General features: G+C 50.4%; 11 protein-coding genes, 1 other RNA gene and 1 pseudogene. 6 read left to right on the forward strand and 7 right to left on the reverse strand.

Annotation, left to right across the window (positions count from 1 at the left end):
- Positions 1 to 24: 24 nt before the first annotated feature.
- The 5 genes from dinB to DW800_RS15125 all read right to left on the reverse strand — a co-directional run bounded on the left by dinB (position 25) and on the right by DW800_RS15125 (position 6,124).
- Positions 25 to 1,131, reverse strand: coding sequence for a DNA polymerase IV (gene dinB, locus DW800_RS15100; RefSeq protein WP_044469011.1), 1,107 nt, complete (start codon positions 1,129 to 1,131; stop codon positions 25 to 27).
- A 31-nt stretch (positions 1,132 to 1,162) separates the two neighbouring features.
- Complete coding sequence (locus DW800_RS15105) at positions 1,163 to 2,509, reverse strand: MATE family efflux transporter (RefSeq protein WP_057252340.1); 1,347 nt, start codon at positions 2,507 to 2,509, stop codon at positions 1,163 to 1,165.
- Positions 2,510 to 2,732: 223 nt separating this feature from the next.
- Complete coding sequence (locus tag DW800_RS15115) at positions 2,733 to 3,821, reverse strand: 2-aminoethylphosphonate--pyruvate transaminase (RefSeq protein WP_008665284.1); 1,089 nt, start codon at positions 3,819 to 3,821, stop codon at positions 2,733 to 2,735.
- Between the two features lie 36 nt (positions 3,822 to 3,857).
- On the reverse strand, positions 3,858 to 4,652 hold the full coding sequence (gene phnX, locus DW800_RS15120; RefSeq protein ID WP_008665282.1) for a phosphonoacetaldehyde hydrolase: 795 nt from the start codon (positions 4,650 to 4,652) through the stop codon (positions 3,858 to 3,860).
- Between the two features lie 14 nt (positions 4,653 to 4,666).
- On the reverse strand, positions 4,667 to 6,124 hold the full coding sequence (locus tag DW800_RS15125) for a DUF5690 family protein (RefSeq protein ID WP_117704005.1): 1,458 nt from the start codon (positions 6,122 to 6,124) through the stop codon (positions 4,667 to 4,669).
- Here DW800_RS15125 and DW800_RS15130 point away from each other — a divergent pair.
- From DW800_RS15130 to DW800_RS15150, 5 genes and pseudogenes are all read left to right on the forward strand, one after another.
- Positions 6,125 to 6,682 (forward strand): annotated as a pseudogene (locus DW800_RS15130) (hypothetical protein); the annotation flags it as partial.
- A gap of 97 nt (positions 6,683 to 6,779) precedes the next feature.
- The gene (locus tag DW800_RS15135) at positions 6,780 to 8,720 is read left to right on the forward strand and encodes a heavy metal translocating P-type ATPase (RefSeq protein ID WP_119958178.1); all 1,941 of its coding nucleotides are present in this window, start codon (positions 6,780 to 6,782) and stop codon (positions 8,718 to 8,720) included.
- Positions 8,721 to 8,725: 5 nt separating this feature from the next.
- Positions 8,726 to 9,160, forward strand: coding sequence for a Fur family transcriptional regulator (locus DW800_RS15140; RefSeq protein WP_005831909.1), 435 nt, complete (start codon positions 8,726 to 8,728; stop codon positions 9,158 to 9,160).
- 71 nt (positions 9,161 to 9,231) lie between these two features.
- On the forward strand, positions 9,232 to 10,872 hold the full coding sequence (locus DW800_RS15145) for a sigma-70 family RNA polymerase sigma factor (protein WP_117704008.1): 1,641 nt from the start codon (positions 9,232 to 9,234) through the stop codon (positions 10,870 to 10,872).
- A gap of 81 nt (positions 10,873 to 10,953) precedes the next feature.
- On the forward strand, positions 10,954 to 11,751 hold the full coding sequence (locus DW800_RS15150; RefSeq protein WP_117704033.1) for a class I SAM-dependent methyltransferase: 798 nt from the start codon (positions 10,954 to 10,956) through the stop codon (positions 11,749 to 11,751).
- A gap of 199 nt (positions 11,752 to 11,950) precedes the next feature.
- On the opposite strand, the gene DW800_RS15155 is transcribed toward DW800_RS15150, so the two are convergent.
- Together DW800_RS15155 and ssrA are read right to left on the reverse strand one after the other, a co-directional pair.
- A complete protein-coding gene (locus DW800_RS15155; protein ID WP_016272883.1) occupies positions 11,951 to 12,436 on the reverse strand; it encodes a helix-turn-helix domain-containing protein in 486 nt (161 codons plus the stop codon).
- A 205-nt stretch (positions 12,437 to 12,641) separates the two neighbouring features.
- Positions 12,642 to 13,040: a transfer-messenger RNA gene (gene ssrA / locus DW800_RS15160) on the reverse strand.
- Positions 13,041 to 13,860: 820 nt separating this feature from the next.
- Here ssrA and DW800_RS15165 point away from each other — a divergent pair.
- The gene (locus DW800_RS15165) at positions 13,861 to 16,689 is read left to right on the forward strand and encodes a beta-glucosidase (protein WP_119958179.1); all 2,829 of its coding nucleotides are present in this window, start codon (positions 13,861 to 13,863) and stop codon (positions 16,687 to 16,689) included.
- The last annotated feature ends 44 nt before the right edge of the window (positions 16,690 to 16,733 follow it).

Below are 16,733 nucleotides of genomic sequence, written 5' to 3' on the forward strand. Positions count from 1 at the left end.
TTGATACTGAACACAAATATAGCATTATTTATTTGAATGTTCCGTCTCCCAGTCACTAAATTCAAAACTCAGCTGTTCCCAGACTCCTTTCTCCTCCCCCTCTTCACGGGGGTTGGAAACGGAAAGCCCAATCAAACGGATAGGATGATGTTCATAATCCACTTCCTGCAGCAATTGCTTTGCCAAAGGCAGAATCACGTCAAGGGCAACCAGCTCCTTTGCTTGGGTCATACTGCGGGTAATCTGGCTAAAATCATGAAACTTGATTTTCAGCGTCAGCGTATTCCCGCGGAAATTGGCGTGCTCCAGTCGCCCCACCAGCTCCACTGCCGCATGGTACAGCTCTATAATGACGGATGAACGCTTGCTGATGTCCTTCTCCAACGTATGTTCGCAACCCACAGACTTGCGGATGCGGACAGCCTCTACCGGACGGGTATCGATGCCACGGGCAAAATCATAATAAATTGTCCCCACTTTGCCAAATTCGCGGGTCAGCATCTCCAAAGACTGCATACGCAGCTGTTCCCCGTTGTGAATCCCCAAAGTGTGCATCTTCTTCGCCGTTACCGGTCCCACTCCCCAGAAACTTTCAATGGGCAGCCGGGCAACAAAGTCCAGTGCCTGGGCAGGATGTATGGTGCAAAGCCCGTCCGGCTTGCGGTAGTCCGAGGCTATCTTGGCAAGAAACTTATTATAGGATATGCCGGCGGAAGCCACCAGATTCAACCTCTCCCGCACCTTCCGCTTTATCTCCTTCGCGATGTCTACAGCCAATGGAATGCCCGGTTTATTCTCCGTCACATCCAGAAAAGCCTCGTCCAGCGAAATGGGCTCGATGACATCCGTATATTCATGAAAGATTTCGTGTATCTGGCGGGAAACGGATTTGTAGACTTCCATCCGTCCCGGGATAAAGATAAGTTGGGGGCACAGCCGCTTTGCCTTCAGTGACGACATGGCAGAACGCACCCCGAAACGCCGTGCCTCGTAACTGGCTGCCGCCACCACTCCCCGCTCCTCCGCATGGCCCACGGCAATGGGCTTACCCCGCAATGCAGGGTTATCACGCTGTTCTACGGAGGCGTAGAATGCGTCCATATCGATGTGTATAATTTTTCGTCCGGTCATTCTTCTTTCAACTCCCCGATACAAAGATACACTAATTTTTCTTCATCCGAAGTATCCGCCGATAGACATAAATGAAGGCTGGTATTAAAAAGGCATCTGCAAAAATCCATGCAGTAGGGTCACCAAAACACACGGCCAGATAGCCGAAAGCCGGAACAGCCAGCAGGCTGACCAGTATCCGGGCAATCATCTCCGAGACACCGGAAAGCATGGCAAGATTGGTATATCCCACCCCCTGGATAGTGTATTGCAGGATGCAGAGCAGTCCCAAAACCGGGAAAAAGGAAACGGAAATGTGCAGGAACAACTCCGTATTCTTTAAAATCTCCAACTCAGAGGCATCTACAAAGAGCAGGGCAAAAGTCCTGGCACCGAACATCAGTACACAGAAAGTGAACGCCCAATAAACAATCATCATCAAGGCGCTCGCCTTGACTCCCATCCAGATACGTTCCGGCTTGCCCGCACCGTAGTTTTGCCCGCTATAGGTGGCCATTGCCATGCCCAGACTCTCGAAAGGACACATGAAAAACATCTTGATACGCATGGCTGCCGTGAATGCAGCCACACAAGCCGTACCCAAAGCATTATTGGCGCTTTGCAGCATAATGCTGCCAATGGCAGTAATGGAAAATTGCAGTCCCATGGGTACGCCGATGTACATCAGTGTGCGTGCCAAAGCACCGTCGAATTTCCGCTCGGCTGGCGTTGTCTTCAGAATGTCGAAACGACGCATCATATAGATGTAGCACAATATGGCCGAGACGCCTTGTGAAAATACGGTAGCGATGGCAGCTCCTGCCACTCCCCAACCCAGTACCAGAATGCAGAACAAATCGAGCAGGATATTCAGTACCGTAGAGAGAAGTAGAAACCAAAACGGCGTCTTGCTGTCACCCAATGCACGGATAATACTGGACAGCAGATTATAGAAGAAAGTAAAGGGAACCCCGATAAACGTGACAAGCAGGTAATAATAGGCTCCCGTGAATATGTTCTCCGGCGTACTCATCATGTGCAGAATATCTGCACAGTAAATGCTGGTAACCACGGCAATGACAACAGACATCACCGCAGCCAGCTGCAGGCTGACAGCCACATAACGGCGCATCGTGACATAATCCCGCGCACCGAACTTTTGCGCCACGGGAATGCCGAAACCTCCGCAACAGCCATTGCAGAATCCCAGAATAAGAAAAACGACCGAAGTGCTTGCCCCGACTGAAGCCAAGGCGTTGATACCCAGAAAGCGCCCCACGATAGCTGCATCTACCAATGAATAGGTCTGTTGCAGCAGATTGCCGAGCAGTAAAGGCAAAGTAAAGTTGAAAATCAACGGAAGAGCCCGTCCTTCCGTCATTTCTCTGGATGTTGCCATAAATCTGATACCTCCGAAATTGGGTGCAAAAATACGAAAAGATAGCGTTTACAGACTTGACGAAGGTCAAATTTAATAGGGAAGCTTAAGAAGAAGGAAGGCGAAGGACAAATCATTCCATCATGGGGAAAATATTATTCCACCACTAGGAAAAAATCGTTCCACCATGGTGGAACGATTTTTCCTCCACGATGGAACGATTAAATCTATGCAGATTCGGAGCTTAGTATTTACACTCGCGAATTATCTCTATCAGCTGCCGGAAATCTTCGGGATGAACATCTCCGATATTGCCGATACGGAAAGTGTCGGCTTGCGAAATCTTTCCCGGATAGATGACAAATCCACGTTCTTTCAGTTGTGTGTAGAAAGTTTTGAAGTTGAAATCGGCATGAGGATAGAGGAAAGAAGTAATAACGGGCGATTGAATCTCGTCCGGCAGCAACGTTTGGAAACCGAGGGAACGCATGCCGTCCACCAGCACGCGGTGGTTCTCGCAATATCTGTTGTGACGGGCCTCCACACCGCCCTCCTCTGCCAGTTCGTCCATGGCTTGCTTGAAGGCGCGGACCACGTGTGTAGGAGAAGTAAAACGCCATTTGCCATGTCCTTTCTCCATGGCTTCCCATTGGTCGTAAATGTTGAGAGAGAGTGACTTGGAGACGCCCTTGCAGTGCAACAGCTCGGAACGGCGAGCGATGATGAAGCCAAATCCCGGAACGCCCTGGATGCACTTGTTGGCACTGCTGATGAGGAAGTCTATGCCCAGTTCGTGTACATCGAGGGGAACACCGCCGAAGCTGCTCATGGCGTCTACAATCAGTTTCTTGCCGTACATCTTGACGAGGTGGGCTATCTCCTTGAGGGGATTGAGCACGCCGGTAGTGGTTTCGCAATGCACCACGGCAACGTGGGTGATTTCGGCATTGTGCGAAAGATAGTCGTCGACGTAGCTGACGGAGACTTGCTCTGTTTCGTCAAAAGCAAGCATGTCGTACGAGATGCCGTGATACTCGGCGATGTTGCCCATGCGGTCGCCGTAGGCGCCGTTGCTCAGTATGAGAAGTTTGTCGCCAGGCTTGATGACGCTACCGATGACGGCTTCCACACAGTACGTGCCGCTACCTTGCAGGAGGATGGAAGTATAGTCGCCGGTATGCTGGGTGGCGAGGGAGACGAGGGACTTGCGGATTTCTTCCACAATGTGGAGGTTGTAGTCTTCGTCCCAGGTACACCAGTCGGTCAGCATGGCTTCCTTGACGGTTTGTGAGGTGGTAAGGGGGCCGGGGGTAAGGAGAATGTAGGGTTTCATATGCATTGAGCTTTTAAGTTTATACGTTTATAAGGGTTACAAAATCTCAAGTTTACGGTTTATCTCGGCGATGACTGCGGGGAGCTCGGCAATGGTATCGACCACATAGTGGGCACCGGCGGCAAGCATGCGGCGGCGGACATCGGCCTTACGGGCTTCGAGCTCATCGGCAGGCAAGGAGGAGACTTCCTCTTGTGTCAGTCCCAGTTCGTTACTGCCGAGGACTACGCCGACGGTCCATGCTTTGGCATTGATACCCTCCTTGATGTCGGCGATGGTATCGCCATACTTCAACACACAATCTACGGAGGGGATGGCGAGGTCTGCCATATTCTTATATATCATGTAGGGAGCAGGACGGCCTGCAGGCAACCCGTCGGGAGTGACGCAATTATCTACCGCATAGCCTTTGGCTGTGGCGGCAGGCAGCACAACATCCATCATAGAACGGGTATAGCCGGTGGTGGAGCCAATGCGGATGCCTTGCGCACGCAGTGCGGAAATCGTTTCCACCACACCGGGAATAGGGTCGGTATAATCTTCGAGCGAGGCAAACAACACCCGTTGGAATTCGGCATAACGTGCCTGCACGTCTTCCTCACCGGCGGGACGGCCGAATTTCCGTTCAAATTCCGCACGGACACGCTCTATATCGAACAGCGCACGGATTTCTTCTACTTTGGTCAGCCCCATGTGCGCACGTGTTTCGGCAGCAGTGACGGGAACGCCGATGGCCCGAAAGCTCTCGACAAAGGCGGCGACGGGAGCAAAGCAACCGTAATCGACGGCAGTTCCTGCCCAGTCCATAATGATACATTCAATTCTTTTCATACGATATATTATTATTATTCAGTCTCAAGAAGCAAGGAATTGCCCGGCCGGGACCAACGGCGCAAACGGAAAAGGGAAGAGCCCAACGGTCCCGAAGCATTCTCCTTGCGATAGCGCTGCACCAGGTAGACAGCCGAGCATAGGAAAGCCACGCTGCACACAATGCCGACATAGCCCGACATCAGGTTATAGAAATCCAGCCAGTTGATGTCCGGATTGAAGAATTCCTTGAATACCAATACCACCACCGTACCGGTATACCCGATAAAATCGAGTGTGACAATAAAGAACCCCACATTCCCCTTGATGCGGAAGCAGGCGATGAAACGCTCGAAGAACAACGTCTGGAAGCTGAGGTAAACAGTATAGAGCGACAAACTCTGGAGGAACAGCCACGTCATGGGTGGCAGTTGCAACCCATCGTAATTGAAGGCCACGAATCCCAAGGTCGCTGTGCCGCACGTCACAAGCACCAGCAGCAGGCACAGCACCTTTATATTACTCCTCACCGCGGACATCAGCCCGAAAAGCAACAAGATAATCAGTGTCACCACCGCATCTACCTTGGCAAATGCCCACGACGACAGCCCCGCCGCCTCCACATCCAGAATCTTCACCAGGAAGTCCTCCTTGATGTCCTGCAAGACGGTGATGAACAAGTTTGCCGCAAACAGCATCAGCAATACCGGCATGAAGCTCTTGAAGAGGTCCGCACGCGCCCTGCCGTCCAGCGTCACCCGTTCCGAGCGCAGTGCCCGGTCTGCCGCGGTAGGTTGCGGCATTCTCGTCATCAGCCAGCCCAGCAACGACAGCAGCGGGAAGGCAAAGGCACCGATAAAGGCAGGCATCCAGAACTCACTGATGTGGAGATGTTCCATCACAAACAGCCCGACGGACTTTGCCGTGCCCGAACTGATGGCAATGCTCAGCCCCATTAGGCTCGCCAGCAGGTCCGTCACCCGCCGCCCCTTGAGGAAACTGAAAATCACTCCCCACATGCATCCCAACGAAAGCCCGTTGAAGAACAGCGCAAAGACATTCAGCGGCCGGGGCAACGCTCCGAACAGCACCAGCGAAAGCTCGGCCACCGCCACCGAGAGGATGATGAACTTCAGACGGTTCTCCTTCTTCAGTTCCGAAATTACCTTGATGCCAATCAGCTTGGAAATAAAATAGCCGGAAATCTGCACGATGCTGGTTGCCGTCTTGTAATCCATCCCGAAGAAGTCGAGCCCGTCGAAGCCCGCAGCCGTAAACGGCTTGCGCAGCGCATAGACCAGTGAATAGGAGAGCAAAGCCGCTCCACCCGCCCAAAGGATGAACAAGGCATCAGCCAGTCTCTTGCTCTGTATTATCTGTTTTTTCTCACCGTTGAACATAGTGTGTCGTTTAAGTTCGTTCTTGATTTCGGCGGCAAAGATAGAGGCGGGTGCTGACAGCAAAAATGAATTTCCATTATTAATAAACTTCATGAGATGCTCCACTCGGCGCAGGAAGTGTACAATTACAGCGGCATCTACATCAGTTACAGCCTCTCTTCCTCCTCCAATGCCTTAAAAGTGGAGCCTTACCTGATAACCCCTGCCGACAGCAACGACCACGTCAAAGTGGTGCACATGAGCGCCTACAACACCACACACTTCGGCACTGCTGTCTTCAACAACCACCAGAATGCCTATATCTTCTTCAACGAACGCGAGGCACCCCAACTAGCCTTGTTCACCATCTACCTGCAACTACCCATGTACGACTTTCCCCACCTGCTCAAAGGGTTCTACCTCTGTCTGGACTACAACCGCAATCCCATAGCCCGCCGCATCCTCTTCATCAAACACTCGGACAGCACCTCCATGGACGACTTCCTGGAACTGAAAGGCCAACTCATCCCCCAAGACCAGCTGACCGACGAGCAACGCCCCTACTACAACTACACCTGCCAGCCGGGCGACTTCATCAAAACCTGCTCCGTCCCCTCTCCCCTGCTGAACGAGAAAGACCTGGAACGGGAGAAGCGGATGCTGGAAATCTAAGACAGCCCGGACAGTCCGGGAATTTTCACTTTGCAACCAAGTTGCATCTCCTTTCCGCTACCTTTGCAGCAGAAAATAGAAAATAGGAGGAAACAATATGAGTTGCAAATGCTGCTGCACACACGGACATACAGCGATACAAAAAAAAAGAAACAGTCTGCTGAAAGATTATTGGAGAATCATCCTCTCCGCCCTATTGCTCTTCGGAGGGCTCATCCTAAATGCTACTGACGCCACCCTCTTCAAGGGAGAGTATGTACCTTTTATATGGTACTTGCTTGCCTATCTCCCCGTAGGCCTCCCGGTGATGAGGGAAGCCTGGGAAAGCATCCTGCAAAAGGACGTGTTCAGCGAATTCACCCTTATGTCCATCGCCACCCTCGGCGCCTTCTATATAGGCGAATATCCCGAAGGCGTTGCCGTCATGCTCTTCTACTCCTTGGGAGAGCTCTTTCAGGACAAAGCCGTAGACAAAGCCAAGCGTAACATCAGCGCCCTGCTCGACGTACGTCCCGAAACGGCAACGGTCATCAGAAACGGCAGTACGCTTGTCGAAGCTCCCCAACATGTGCAGGTAGGCGAAACCATCGAAGTAAAAGCCGGAGAGCGCGTCCCCCTGGACGGAACGATGCTGGACGAAGTTGCCGCCTTCAACACCTCTGCACTGACGGGAGAAAGTGTTCCCCGCAACATCCGCCAGGGCGGGGAAGTGCTTGCCGGAATGATTGCGACCGACAAAGTCGTACGCATCCAAGTCACCAAACCCTTCGAGAAAAGTGCTCTTTCCCGTATATTGGAACTGGTGCAGAATGCCTCCGAGCGCAAAGCGCCGGCAGAACTTTTCATCCGTAAGTTTGCCCGTATCTATACACCCGCCGTCACCGGACTGGCGGCATTGATTGTACTGCTCCCCTTCCTCTATTCGCTGGCAGATGCACAATTCTCGTTCATCTTCAATGACTGGCTATACAGGGCATTGGTCTTTCTGGTTATCTCCTGCCCGTGCGCCCTCGTCGTAAGCATTCCGTTAGGCTACTTCGGAGGAATCGGCGCCGCCTCCCGCCTGGGTGTCCTCTTCAAAGGTGGCAACTACCTCGATGCCATCACCCAAGTCAACACGGTGGTATTCGACAAGACGGGTACGCTGACCAAAGGCACCTTCGATGTACAATCCTGCCAGGCACAACCGGGAGTTACGGAAGAGAAGTTGATACAGCTTGCCGCCTCGGCAGAGCGAAACAGTACGCACCCCATAGCCAAAGCCATCGTAAGCTATGCCAAACAAAGGGATATAGAGTTGATTGCCACAACGGACGTTACGGAGATTGCCGGCCACGGACTGCAAGCCACTATGGATGGAACGCGTGTCCTGGTGGGCAACACCCGCCTGCTGACTAAGTTCGGGATAGAATATCCCGATGAATTGTCATCAATTGTCGATACGATTGTGGCCTGCGCCATCGGAACAAAATATGCCGGTTATCTGTTGCTATCAGACACATTAAAGGAAGATGCCGTCAACGCCGTCAAAGAATTAAAAGCTTTAAATATCAATAATATTCAGATATTATCGGGAGACAAACAAGCCATTGTTACTAACTTTGCAGAAAAGCTAGGCATCACCCAGGCATACGGAGACCTGCTGCCGGACGGAAAGGTGAAGCACATCGAGGCACTCCGCAGCAACCCTGCCAACCGAATAGCCTTTGTGGGCGACGGCATCAATGATGCCCCGGTTCTTGCCCTTAGCCATGTGGGCATCGCCATGGGCGGACTTGGCAGCGATGCCGCCATCGAAACCGCCGATGTAGTGATACAGACAGACCAGCCTTCGAGAGTGGCCACCGCCATTCATGCGGGCAGGCAAACCCGCCGGATTGTCTGGCAGAACATCTCGCTGGCTTTCGGAGTGAAGCTGCTTGTCCTCATCCTCGGTGCCGGTGGAATCGCTACACTTTGGGAAGCTGTCTTTGCCGACGTAGGCGTCGCCCTCATTGCGATAGTGAACGCCATATGCATACAAAAACTTATTAAATAGAAAAAATGGAAGAAAAGAAATATTTGGACCTATTGGCCAAAAGGGACATACAGCCCACTGCCATCCGCATCCTGGTATTGCGCACCATGATGCAGGCAGGCCGTTCCGTCTCATTGCTCGACCTTGAAACCATGCTGGATACGGTGGACAAATCCACCATCTTCCGTACCCTTACCCTATTCCTCTCCCATCATCTGATACACAGTATAGATGACGGGACGGGTTCCTTCAAGTATGCCGTGTGCAGCGACAGTTGCTCTTGCGACGTAAGCGACCTGCACACCCATTTCCATTGCGAGAAATGCAACAAAACCTTCTGCTTCACCAACATTCCCACTCCGGTGGTGAAGCTGCCTCAAGGATTTACACTGAACAGCATCAACTATGTACTGAAAGGCATTTGTCCGGACTGTGCAGCAGAAGTCAACCGGGAGGCTTAGTTAAAAAATAAAAATCCATGCAGTCATTCATGTTCTTCTCTATCCTTAAGAAATAACATTGAGACAAACACATGGATACAAAAGCTCTTGTCACTTTATGCCAGAAGGGAAACGGGCAGGCCTTGAGCCTGCTCTACGAAAACTATTCAGAGAAAATGCTGAAAGTATGCCTACGCTATATTCCCGACCCAACGATAGCCCAAGATCTTCTTCACGACGGTTTTGTCATCATATTCACTTCCATTCATTCGCTGCGCAACCCGGAGAAACTGGAATACTGGATGAAAAAGATTATGAGAAACCTGGCACTGCAATACCTCAACCATGCCAATGCCAACCCCACCATCCCATTGACAGATATTCCGGAAGAGGAAGAGCCTGCTGAAAATCCTTTTTGTCCGGATTTCATTTCGTACGATAAGATGCTGGATATAGTGGAGAGCCTTCCGGAGGGCTACTGCAAGGTATTTAAACTGGCAGTACTGGAAGGATTGTCCCACAAAGAAATCGGAGATTTACTGGGTATAGCGCCACACTCCTCTTCCTCCCAATTGTTCCGGGCGAAAATTTTACTTAAAAAGATGCTGGCAGGATACCGTGTATTCATTGTTTTGACAGTATTGCTTCTCTTTCCAACGCTGTATGACTATCTGTACAGAGAGAAAAAGAGTATCAGGGAAAACCGTTTGTCCAAAGTTTCTTCCAGGCAAGCCGGGAGTACGCAACAAACAAAGAAAACCGATACTCCCCGAACCGACGAACAATGCTATACCAAAGAAAATCTGAACAAAAGGGAACGAATCATCCCTCCCGTTCCAGTTTCCACAGAATGGCCCCTTGCCATACCCACAATGAAAGATAGTATCCACAAATATCCCATACCTTCTCCATTCACCGGACAGACCATCACCAACCGGCAGATGGCTTTCGCCTCCTCCCCTTCCCTGATGCCGCCAACCCGCAAGAAGAAATCCGGAAAATGGAAGTTGATGCTGGCAGGTTCACTCGGACCGCAACTGGCACAGAACTTATATAAGCTGATTGCCACTCCACATACCGACGGCATTTCAAGTGACTTCCCTCAACAAGTCAGCACGTGGGAAGAGTATTATTCTTATCTGCACACCCGCTATCAGCAGGGTACTCTGGGAAAAGATTCCATCGGACTCATGCAGATTGCCCAGAATAACAGCGGCAGGATTGTTGAGAACCAGCAACATCATGCCCCCATCGTCGTGGGACTCTCTCTCAGCAAGAAATTGAATGAGCGTTGGAGTCTGGAAACCGGATTGCAATATACGCTTCTCAGGTCGGAGTTCACTACCGGCGAAGCATTCCGCATTCAAGACAACCAGAAGTTGCATTATATCGGCATTCCTCTCCGGCTTTCCTACCGTTTCTGGCATTACAAACGTTTCTCCAGTTATGCCACGGCAGGCATGCAGGTGGATATCCCCATAAAAGGGACACTCCAAAGCTTCCATGTCACGGACAGTATTCCACACAAGCTCGACAGCCAGCCGGTAAGTGCTCCCTGGCAGTGGTCGGTCAACACAAGTATAGGCATACAATATCGCCTCACACCCCAGGCAGGCATCTATCTGGAGCCGACTGTAAACTATTATATCCCCGACGGCAGCCAACTGCGCACCATCCGAAAGGAACACCCGTTCACATTCACCCTCCCGGTAGGCCTCCGCATTTCCTGGTAAAAAAACGATGCGCCACGCAGTCTTTTACCCGACTGATTATCTATTTATATGGATAATCAAACTCAAGAAGGAACAAAGAACATGCAGAAACGACATACCGACCGGGAAAGCTACTTTGGTGAACAGTCACAGACCAGCAAGAACTATTATATCCCCTACATAAAGGAAGTCATCGGACACATCCCCGATAAAGTGCTGGAAGTGGGCTGTGGAGAGGGAGGCAATCTGCTCCCCTTTGCCAAAGCCGGTTGCCGAGTGATGGGCGTAGACATTGATGCCATGCGAATAGAGCAAGCCAGGACCTTCTTCGCCCAAAGGCATCAGCAGGGACAGTTCATTGCCACCGACATTTTCCAGCTTGAGGACAAGGCTACGAATTTTCCCCTGATTCTTCTACACGATGTGATAGAGCATATCAGAGACAAAGAACGGTTCCTCTCCGGCCTACAAAAACATTTGTCTGCCGATGGAGCTATATTTGTAGGGTTTCCCGCCTGGCAAATGCCATTCGGAGGCCACCAGCAGATAGCACACAGCCGCATTGTTTCACACTTCCCTTTTCTCCACCTCCTTCCCCGCACTTTATACAGATGGATATTAAGACTATGCGGTGAGCAGGAACGCGTAATCACGGAGCTACTGGATATAAAGAGCACCGGATGCACCATCGAACTGTTCAATCGCATCGTCCGGCAAGCCAACTATCAAATCATTGACCGGAGACTGTACCTTATAAACCCACATTATAAAATCAAATTCGGCTTGTCCCCACGAAGGCTCAACGGAGTTATTGCTGCTATCCCGTATATAAGAAACTTCTTTTGTACAAGTTGCTTTTACATATTAAAGAAAGGGACTAAAACTGTTAATCACTACTGATTTCCCAGCTTTAGAATTGATTCCGAACCATCAATTTAAGATTATATATTCAGAAGAAATCATTAATTTTTTGAATAGCTCTGATGAAAGAGTGGGTGTAGAAACCCTCATAAACTAAAAAATCCCCCTCGCTGCAGATGGTTGTAGCGAGGGGGATTTCAATAAAAGAGGAACTTGCACTTCCTCCCTTTTAATGTTTTTACATCGTTACTTGGTTCATTACAGCCTCGTCAGGTGTCGTTCCTATTTCATCGGCAAATAATATGTGGGTGATAGACCCTCTCGGGGTCGGAGTTTCGATTTTAATTCTTTGACCTTGGTACATCTCCGGAATATCAACCAGCTTACATCTATGGGCTTCGTTATTGCCAAAACTGACATAATAGTCTTTCCCTATTACCAGCTTTACAGGTTTACGTTGAGAGAAATGAGTCGGACAAACAGAGCTATCCACTTTTATATCTATCACAAAACCAAGAGCGGATGTTACCTTAGATAGTATATCAATGCTCACATTATAAGCCCCTTTCTCTATCTTGGCTATATTAACACGATTAACACCACAAAGATTAGCCAATTCCTCTTGGGTCATATTTCTCTTCTTGCGAAGAATGGCTAACCGACTACCAATCCGTTCACGTTCTTTCAAAATCTTCTCTGTACATTTTCCTTCGTGAATTTTCATAAATCTGTTGCAGAATTTAAAGTGTTGCCCCCACTTCTAATAGTTATTGGTTTTTGAACAGACAAAAGTAGATATTAATTTTGAATTGTAGCACATTTACTACAACTATTTTCTAAATGAATATAAAAGGTAGGGGGAGTAGAAGAAAAGAAAAAGCCCCTGAATTACTGGAATTCAAGGACTTACAAACTTCTTTTTACTATATCCGTGGAGCTGGAGGGAATCGAACCCTCGTCCAAACGAGGAAATCATAAGCTTTCTACATGCTTATCTTTGCCTAAATTTTCGTGCAGCGGCAGAACCAAAGCCATCAACCGTTGCCTTATCCTCTAAATTTTCACCCGCGCCACGAGGCTGACACGAACTATCCCCGATTTGACTGCACCACTTTATCGGAATGCTTCGGAGCAACAGCTTCCGAGTGATGTCACGTCCCAGCACCTGGTGCCGGGATTAAGCTTCAATCTACTATACTTCGATTAAGCAGCGAGAGCGTAACGAGTTTCGCCAGATAAAATTTTGAGGACTGAGATTAAAGTGCAAATCAACGACGCACTGCATGCTTACTTACCATTTCTGCCCGCTGTCAAATCCAGTCAACCCCATGACTTTGTAACGGTCTGAAATTTAAAAGATTGCGTAACTCATTGCTAAGTAGGGAGGGTGAAAAAGGGATAAATGCTACTTTATTTTTCATCCTCTACCGCTTTCTTTGGCCCAAAGATACATATTCTTTTATTAGCAATCACCATATATTTACAAATATTAGCTAATACTGACTTTTCGTGATAAAAACAATAATCTTCCATACATAGAATATGTGCACCCCATTGTCATCAATGTTCAAACAGCTACCAAAGCCAGTATCCGTTGACGGAATTACCCCCTGCAAGAGGGAATATCTATCTTCTGTAATGGATATTTGCACAAAAGAGATGGGAAGTTAACGGAAAAAGTCTCTGAAGTTAACTGAAAAACCGGAAAGAATTAAGGAAGCAATCTATCCCAAACTTTGGTTTTTCCATACCCAACCTTGGGATGTCTAAACCAAGGTTGGGTTTAGACATCCCAAGGTTGAAAAGAAAGTTCTTCCGTACAAGCAACAATTCCGCCAACAGATTCCTATTATATAAATACACCCTCGTTTAACAGATGTAGCCGTAATACTTGTATACACCGCGATTGCATCTACTTTTCAGGTTATTATAGTGTTCTCTCTTTCTTTTTAAAAGTGAATGATATGTTTCGTCTAATAATGATTTGAATTCCCCGGTAGCGTCTTGGAGGATATTTTTAGTAAGAGGAAGACCCTTCGGACAATAAAAGCCGATACTTCGGACTATTTTATCCCTTTATTTCACACATTAGCCGTATTTTTGTCAACAAAAGAAACTATAATAACCAAGAGATTTTTAGAACATATCATGAAGAACCTTATAGCCCTAACCCTGCTGCTTGGAGGAAGCACACTGCTCTGCGCACAAAAGCCTGCCAAAACACCGGCAACCTACAAGCCGGTGAAAAGTGAAATGTACCGCAAAGGTTGGATAGACTTCAACAAAAACGGAGTGAAAGACGTGTACGAAGACCCCTCCGCCCCGCTCGAAGCACGCATCGAAAACCTGCTGCAACAGATGACGCTGGACGAAAAGACCTGCCAAATGGTCACCCTCTACGGCTACAAACGCGTACTGAAAGACGACCTCCCCACCCCCGAATGGAAAGAGCTGCTCTGGAAAGACGGTATCGGCGCCATCGACGAACACCTGAACGGCTTCCAGCAATGGGGGCTGCCTCCCTCGGACAATGCCTACGTCTGGCCCGCCTCGCGCCACGCCTGGGCACTGAACGAGGTGCAACGGTTCTTTGTGGAAGATACCCGTCTCGGCATCCCCGTAGACTTTACCAACGAAGGCATACGCGGCGTGGAAAGCTACCGCGCCACCAACTTCCCCACCCAACTGGGACTGGGACATACCTGGAACCGTGAACTGATTCGCCAAGTAGGACTCATCACCGGACGCGAAGCCCGCATGCTGGGCTACACCAACGTCTACGCCCCCATCCTCGACGTAGGACGCGACCAGCGCTGGGGACGCTACGAAGAAGTTTACGGCGAATCTCCCTACCTCGTAGCCGAACTGGGCATCGAAATGGTGCGCGGCTTGCAGCACAACCACCAAGTGGCCGCCACCGGCAAGCACTTTGCCGCTTACAGTAACAACAAAGGCGCCCGCGAAGGCATGGCACGCGTGGACCCGCAAATGTCGCCGCGCGAAGTGGAAAACATACACATCTACCCCTTCAAACGCGTCATCCGGGAAGCTGGCATGCTGGGCGTAATGAGTTCGTACAACGATTACGACGGCATCCCCGTGCAGGGCAGCTACTACTGGCTCACCACCCGCCTGCGTGGCGAAATGGGATTCCGTGGCTACGTCGTATCCGACAGTGACGCCGTAGAATACCTCTACACCAAGCACGGCACCGCCAAAGACATGAAAGAAGCCGTCCGCCAAAGCGTGGAAGCCGGACTGAACGTACGCTGCACCTTCCGCTCGCCCGACTCCTTCGTCCTTCCCCTCCGCGAACTGGTGAAGGAAGGCGGACTGAGCGAAGAAGTCATCAACGACCGCGTGCGCGACATCCTTCGGGTAAAGTTCCTCATCGGTCTGTTCGATGCCCCCTATCAGACAGACCTTGCCGATGCCGACCGTGAAGTGGAAAAAGAAGAGAACGAAGCCATTGCCTTGCAGGCATCCCGCGAGTCCATCGTTCTGCTGAAGAATGCCGGTGAACTATTGCCCTTAGACATCAACTCCACCAAGAAGATTGCCGTCTGTGGTCCCAATGCCAACGAAGAAGGCTACGCGCTGACCCATTACGGCCCACTTGCCGTAGAAGTGACCACTGTGCTGGAAGGCATTCAAGAAAAGACAAAAGGCAAGGCAGAGGTGCTCTACACCAAAGGCTGCGACCTGGTGGACGCCCACTGGCCCGAAAGTGAAATCATAGACTATCCGCTGACCGACGACGAACAAGCCGAGATAGACAAAGCCGTAGAAAATGCCCGTCAAGCTGATGTTGCCGTCGTAGTATTGGGCGGCGGACAACGCACCTGCGGCGAAAACAAATCGCGCACTAGCCTCGACCTGCCCGGTCGGCAGTTGCAACTGCTTCAAGCCATACAAGCCACGGGCAAGCCCGTCGTACTGATACTCATCAACGGACGCCCGCTCTCCATCAACTGGGCAGACAAGTTCGTCCCCGCTATCCTCGAAGCCTGGTATCCCAGCTCCAAAGGCGGAACAGCCCTGGCCGACATCCTCTTCGGCGACTACAACCCCGGTGGAAAGCTGACGGTGACCTTCCCCAAGACCGTAGGGCAAATCCCCTTCAACTTCCCCTGCAAACCTTCTTCACAGATAGACGGCGGTAAGAATCCGGGACCTACGGGCAACATGTCACGCATCAACGGAGCACTCTACCCCTTCGGTTACGGCTTGAGCTACACCACCTTCGAGTACTCCGACCTCGACATCACCCCCCGAGTCATCACCCCGAACGAGTCTGCCACCGTCCACCTGAAGGTGACCAACACCGGCAAACGTGCCGGAGATGAAGTAGTGCAGCTCTATATCCGCGACGTACTGAGCAGCATCACCACCTACGAAAAGAATCTTGCAGGCTTCCAGCGCATCCACCTCGAACCGGGCGAAGCCCAGGAGCTGTCCTTCACCATCGACCGCAAGCACCTGGAGCTTCTGGACGCTGACATGAAATGGGTGGTGGAACCCGGCGACTTCGTGCTCATGGCCGGCGCCTCTTCCGAAGACATCCGCCTGAACGGAACGCTGACCGTAGAAGACTACCAGACCCGTGCCAAAGCCATTGAAGCCCAAAAACCAGCAAAGCGTGTGAGTGCCAGCACCAACCCAGAGGATGCCGAAAACGTGCTCGACGAAAAAATCAATACCGCATGGCAAGGAAATAAGGGAGATTATATTACCTTTGCCTTAAAGAACGGAGCCAAGGTAGATAAAGTTGCCATTGCCTTTACACGTGACAACAACCTGCCGGCAACCTTCGAAATCCAGCTCTCGGGCGGTGGCGGACAGTTCCTCACCGTATATTCGGGCACCGTCAGCGAATACGGCAAACTGATTTCCTATCCGTTCAAAGGCACTACCGCCAGCGACCTCCGCATCGTGCTGAACGATGACCGCGTCAGTATTGCCGAAGTTAAATTTTAATGTGCTAATGTGCCAATATGCTAATGTACCAATGACCATGCAGC

The sequence above is a fragment of the Bacteroides sp. AM32-11AC genome, assembly GCF_003603515.1.
In the GTDB taxonomy this organism is placed as follows: Bacteria; Bacteroidota; Bacteroidia; order Bacteroidales; family Bacteroidaceae; genus Bacteroides; species Bacteroides uniformis.

Coding starts and splice junctions, on each gene's coding strand:
- dinB (WP_044469011.1), bottom strand. CDS start 1,131: ATGACCGGACGAAAAATTATACACATCGATATGGACGCATTCTACGCC.
- DW800_RS15105 (WP_057252340.1), bottom strand. CDS start 2,509: ATGGCAACATCCAGAGAAATGACGGAAGGACGGGCTCTTCCGTTGATT.
- DW800_RS15115 (WP_008665284.1), bottom strand. CDS start 3,821: ATGAAACCCTACATTCTCCTTACCCCCGGCCCCCTTACCACCTCACAA.
- phnX (WP_008665282.1), bottom strand. CDS start 4,652: ATGAAAAGAATTGAATGTATCATTATGGACTGGGCAGGAACTGCCGTC.
- DW800_RS15125 (WP_117704005.1), bottom strand. CDS start 6,124: ATGAAGTTTATTAATAATGGAAATTCATTTTTGCTGTCAGCACCCGCC.
- DW800_RS15135 (WP_119958178.1), top strand. CDS start 6,780: ATGAGTTGCAAATGCTGCTGCACACACGGACATACAGCGATACAAAAA.
- DW800_RS15140 (WP_005831909.1), top strand. CDS start 8,726: ATGGAAGAAAAGAAATATTTGGACCTATTGGCCAAAAGGGACATACAG.
- DW800_RS15145 (WP_117704008.1), top strand. CDS start 9,232: ATGGATACAAAAGCTCTTGTCACTTTATGCCAGAAGGGAAACGGGCAG.
- DW800_RS15150 (WP_117704033.1), top strand. CDS start 10,954: ATGCAGAAACGACATACCGACCGGGAAAGCTACTTTGGTGAACAGTCA.
- DW800_RS15155 (WP_016272883.1), bottom strand. CDS start 12,436: ATGAAAATTCACGAAGGAAAATGTACAGAGAAGATTTTGAAAGAACGT.
- DW800_RS15165 (WP_119958179.1), top strand. CDS start 13,861: ATGAAGAACCTTATAGCCCTAACCCTGCTGCTTGGAGGAAGCACACTG.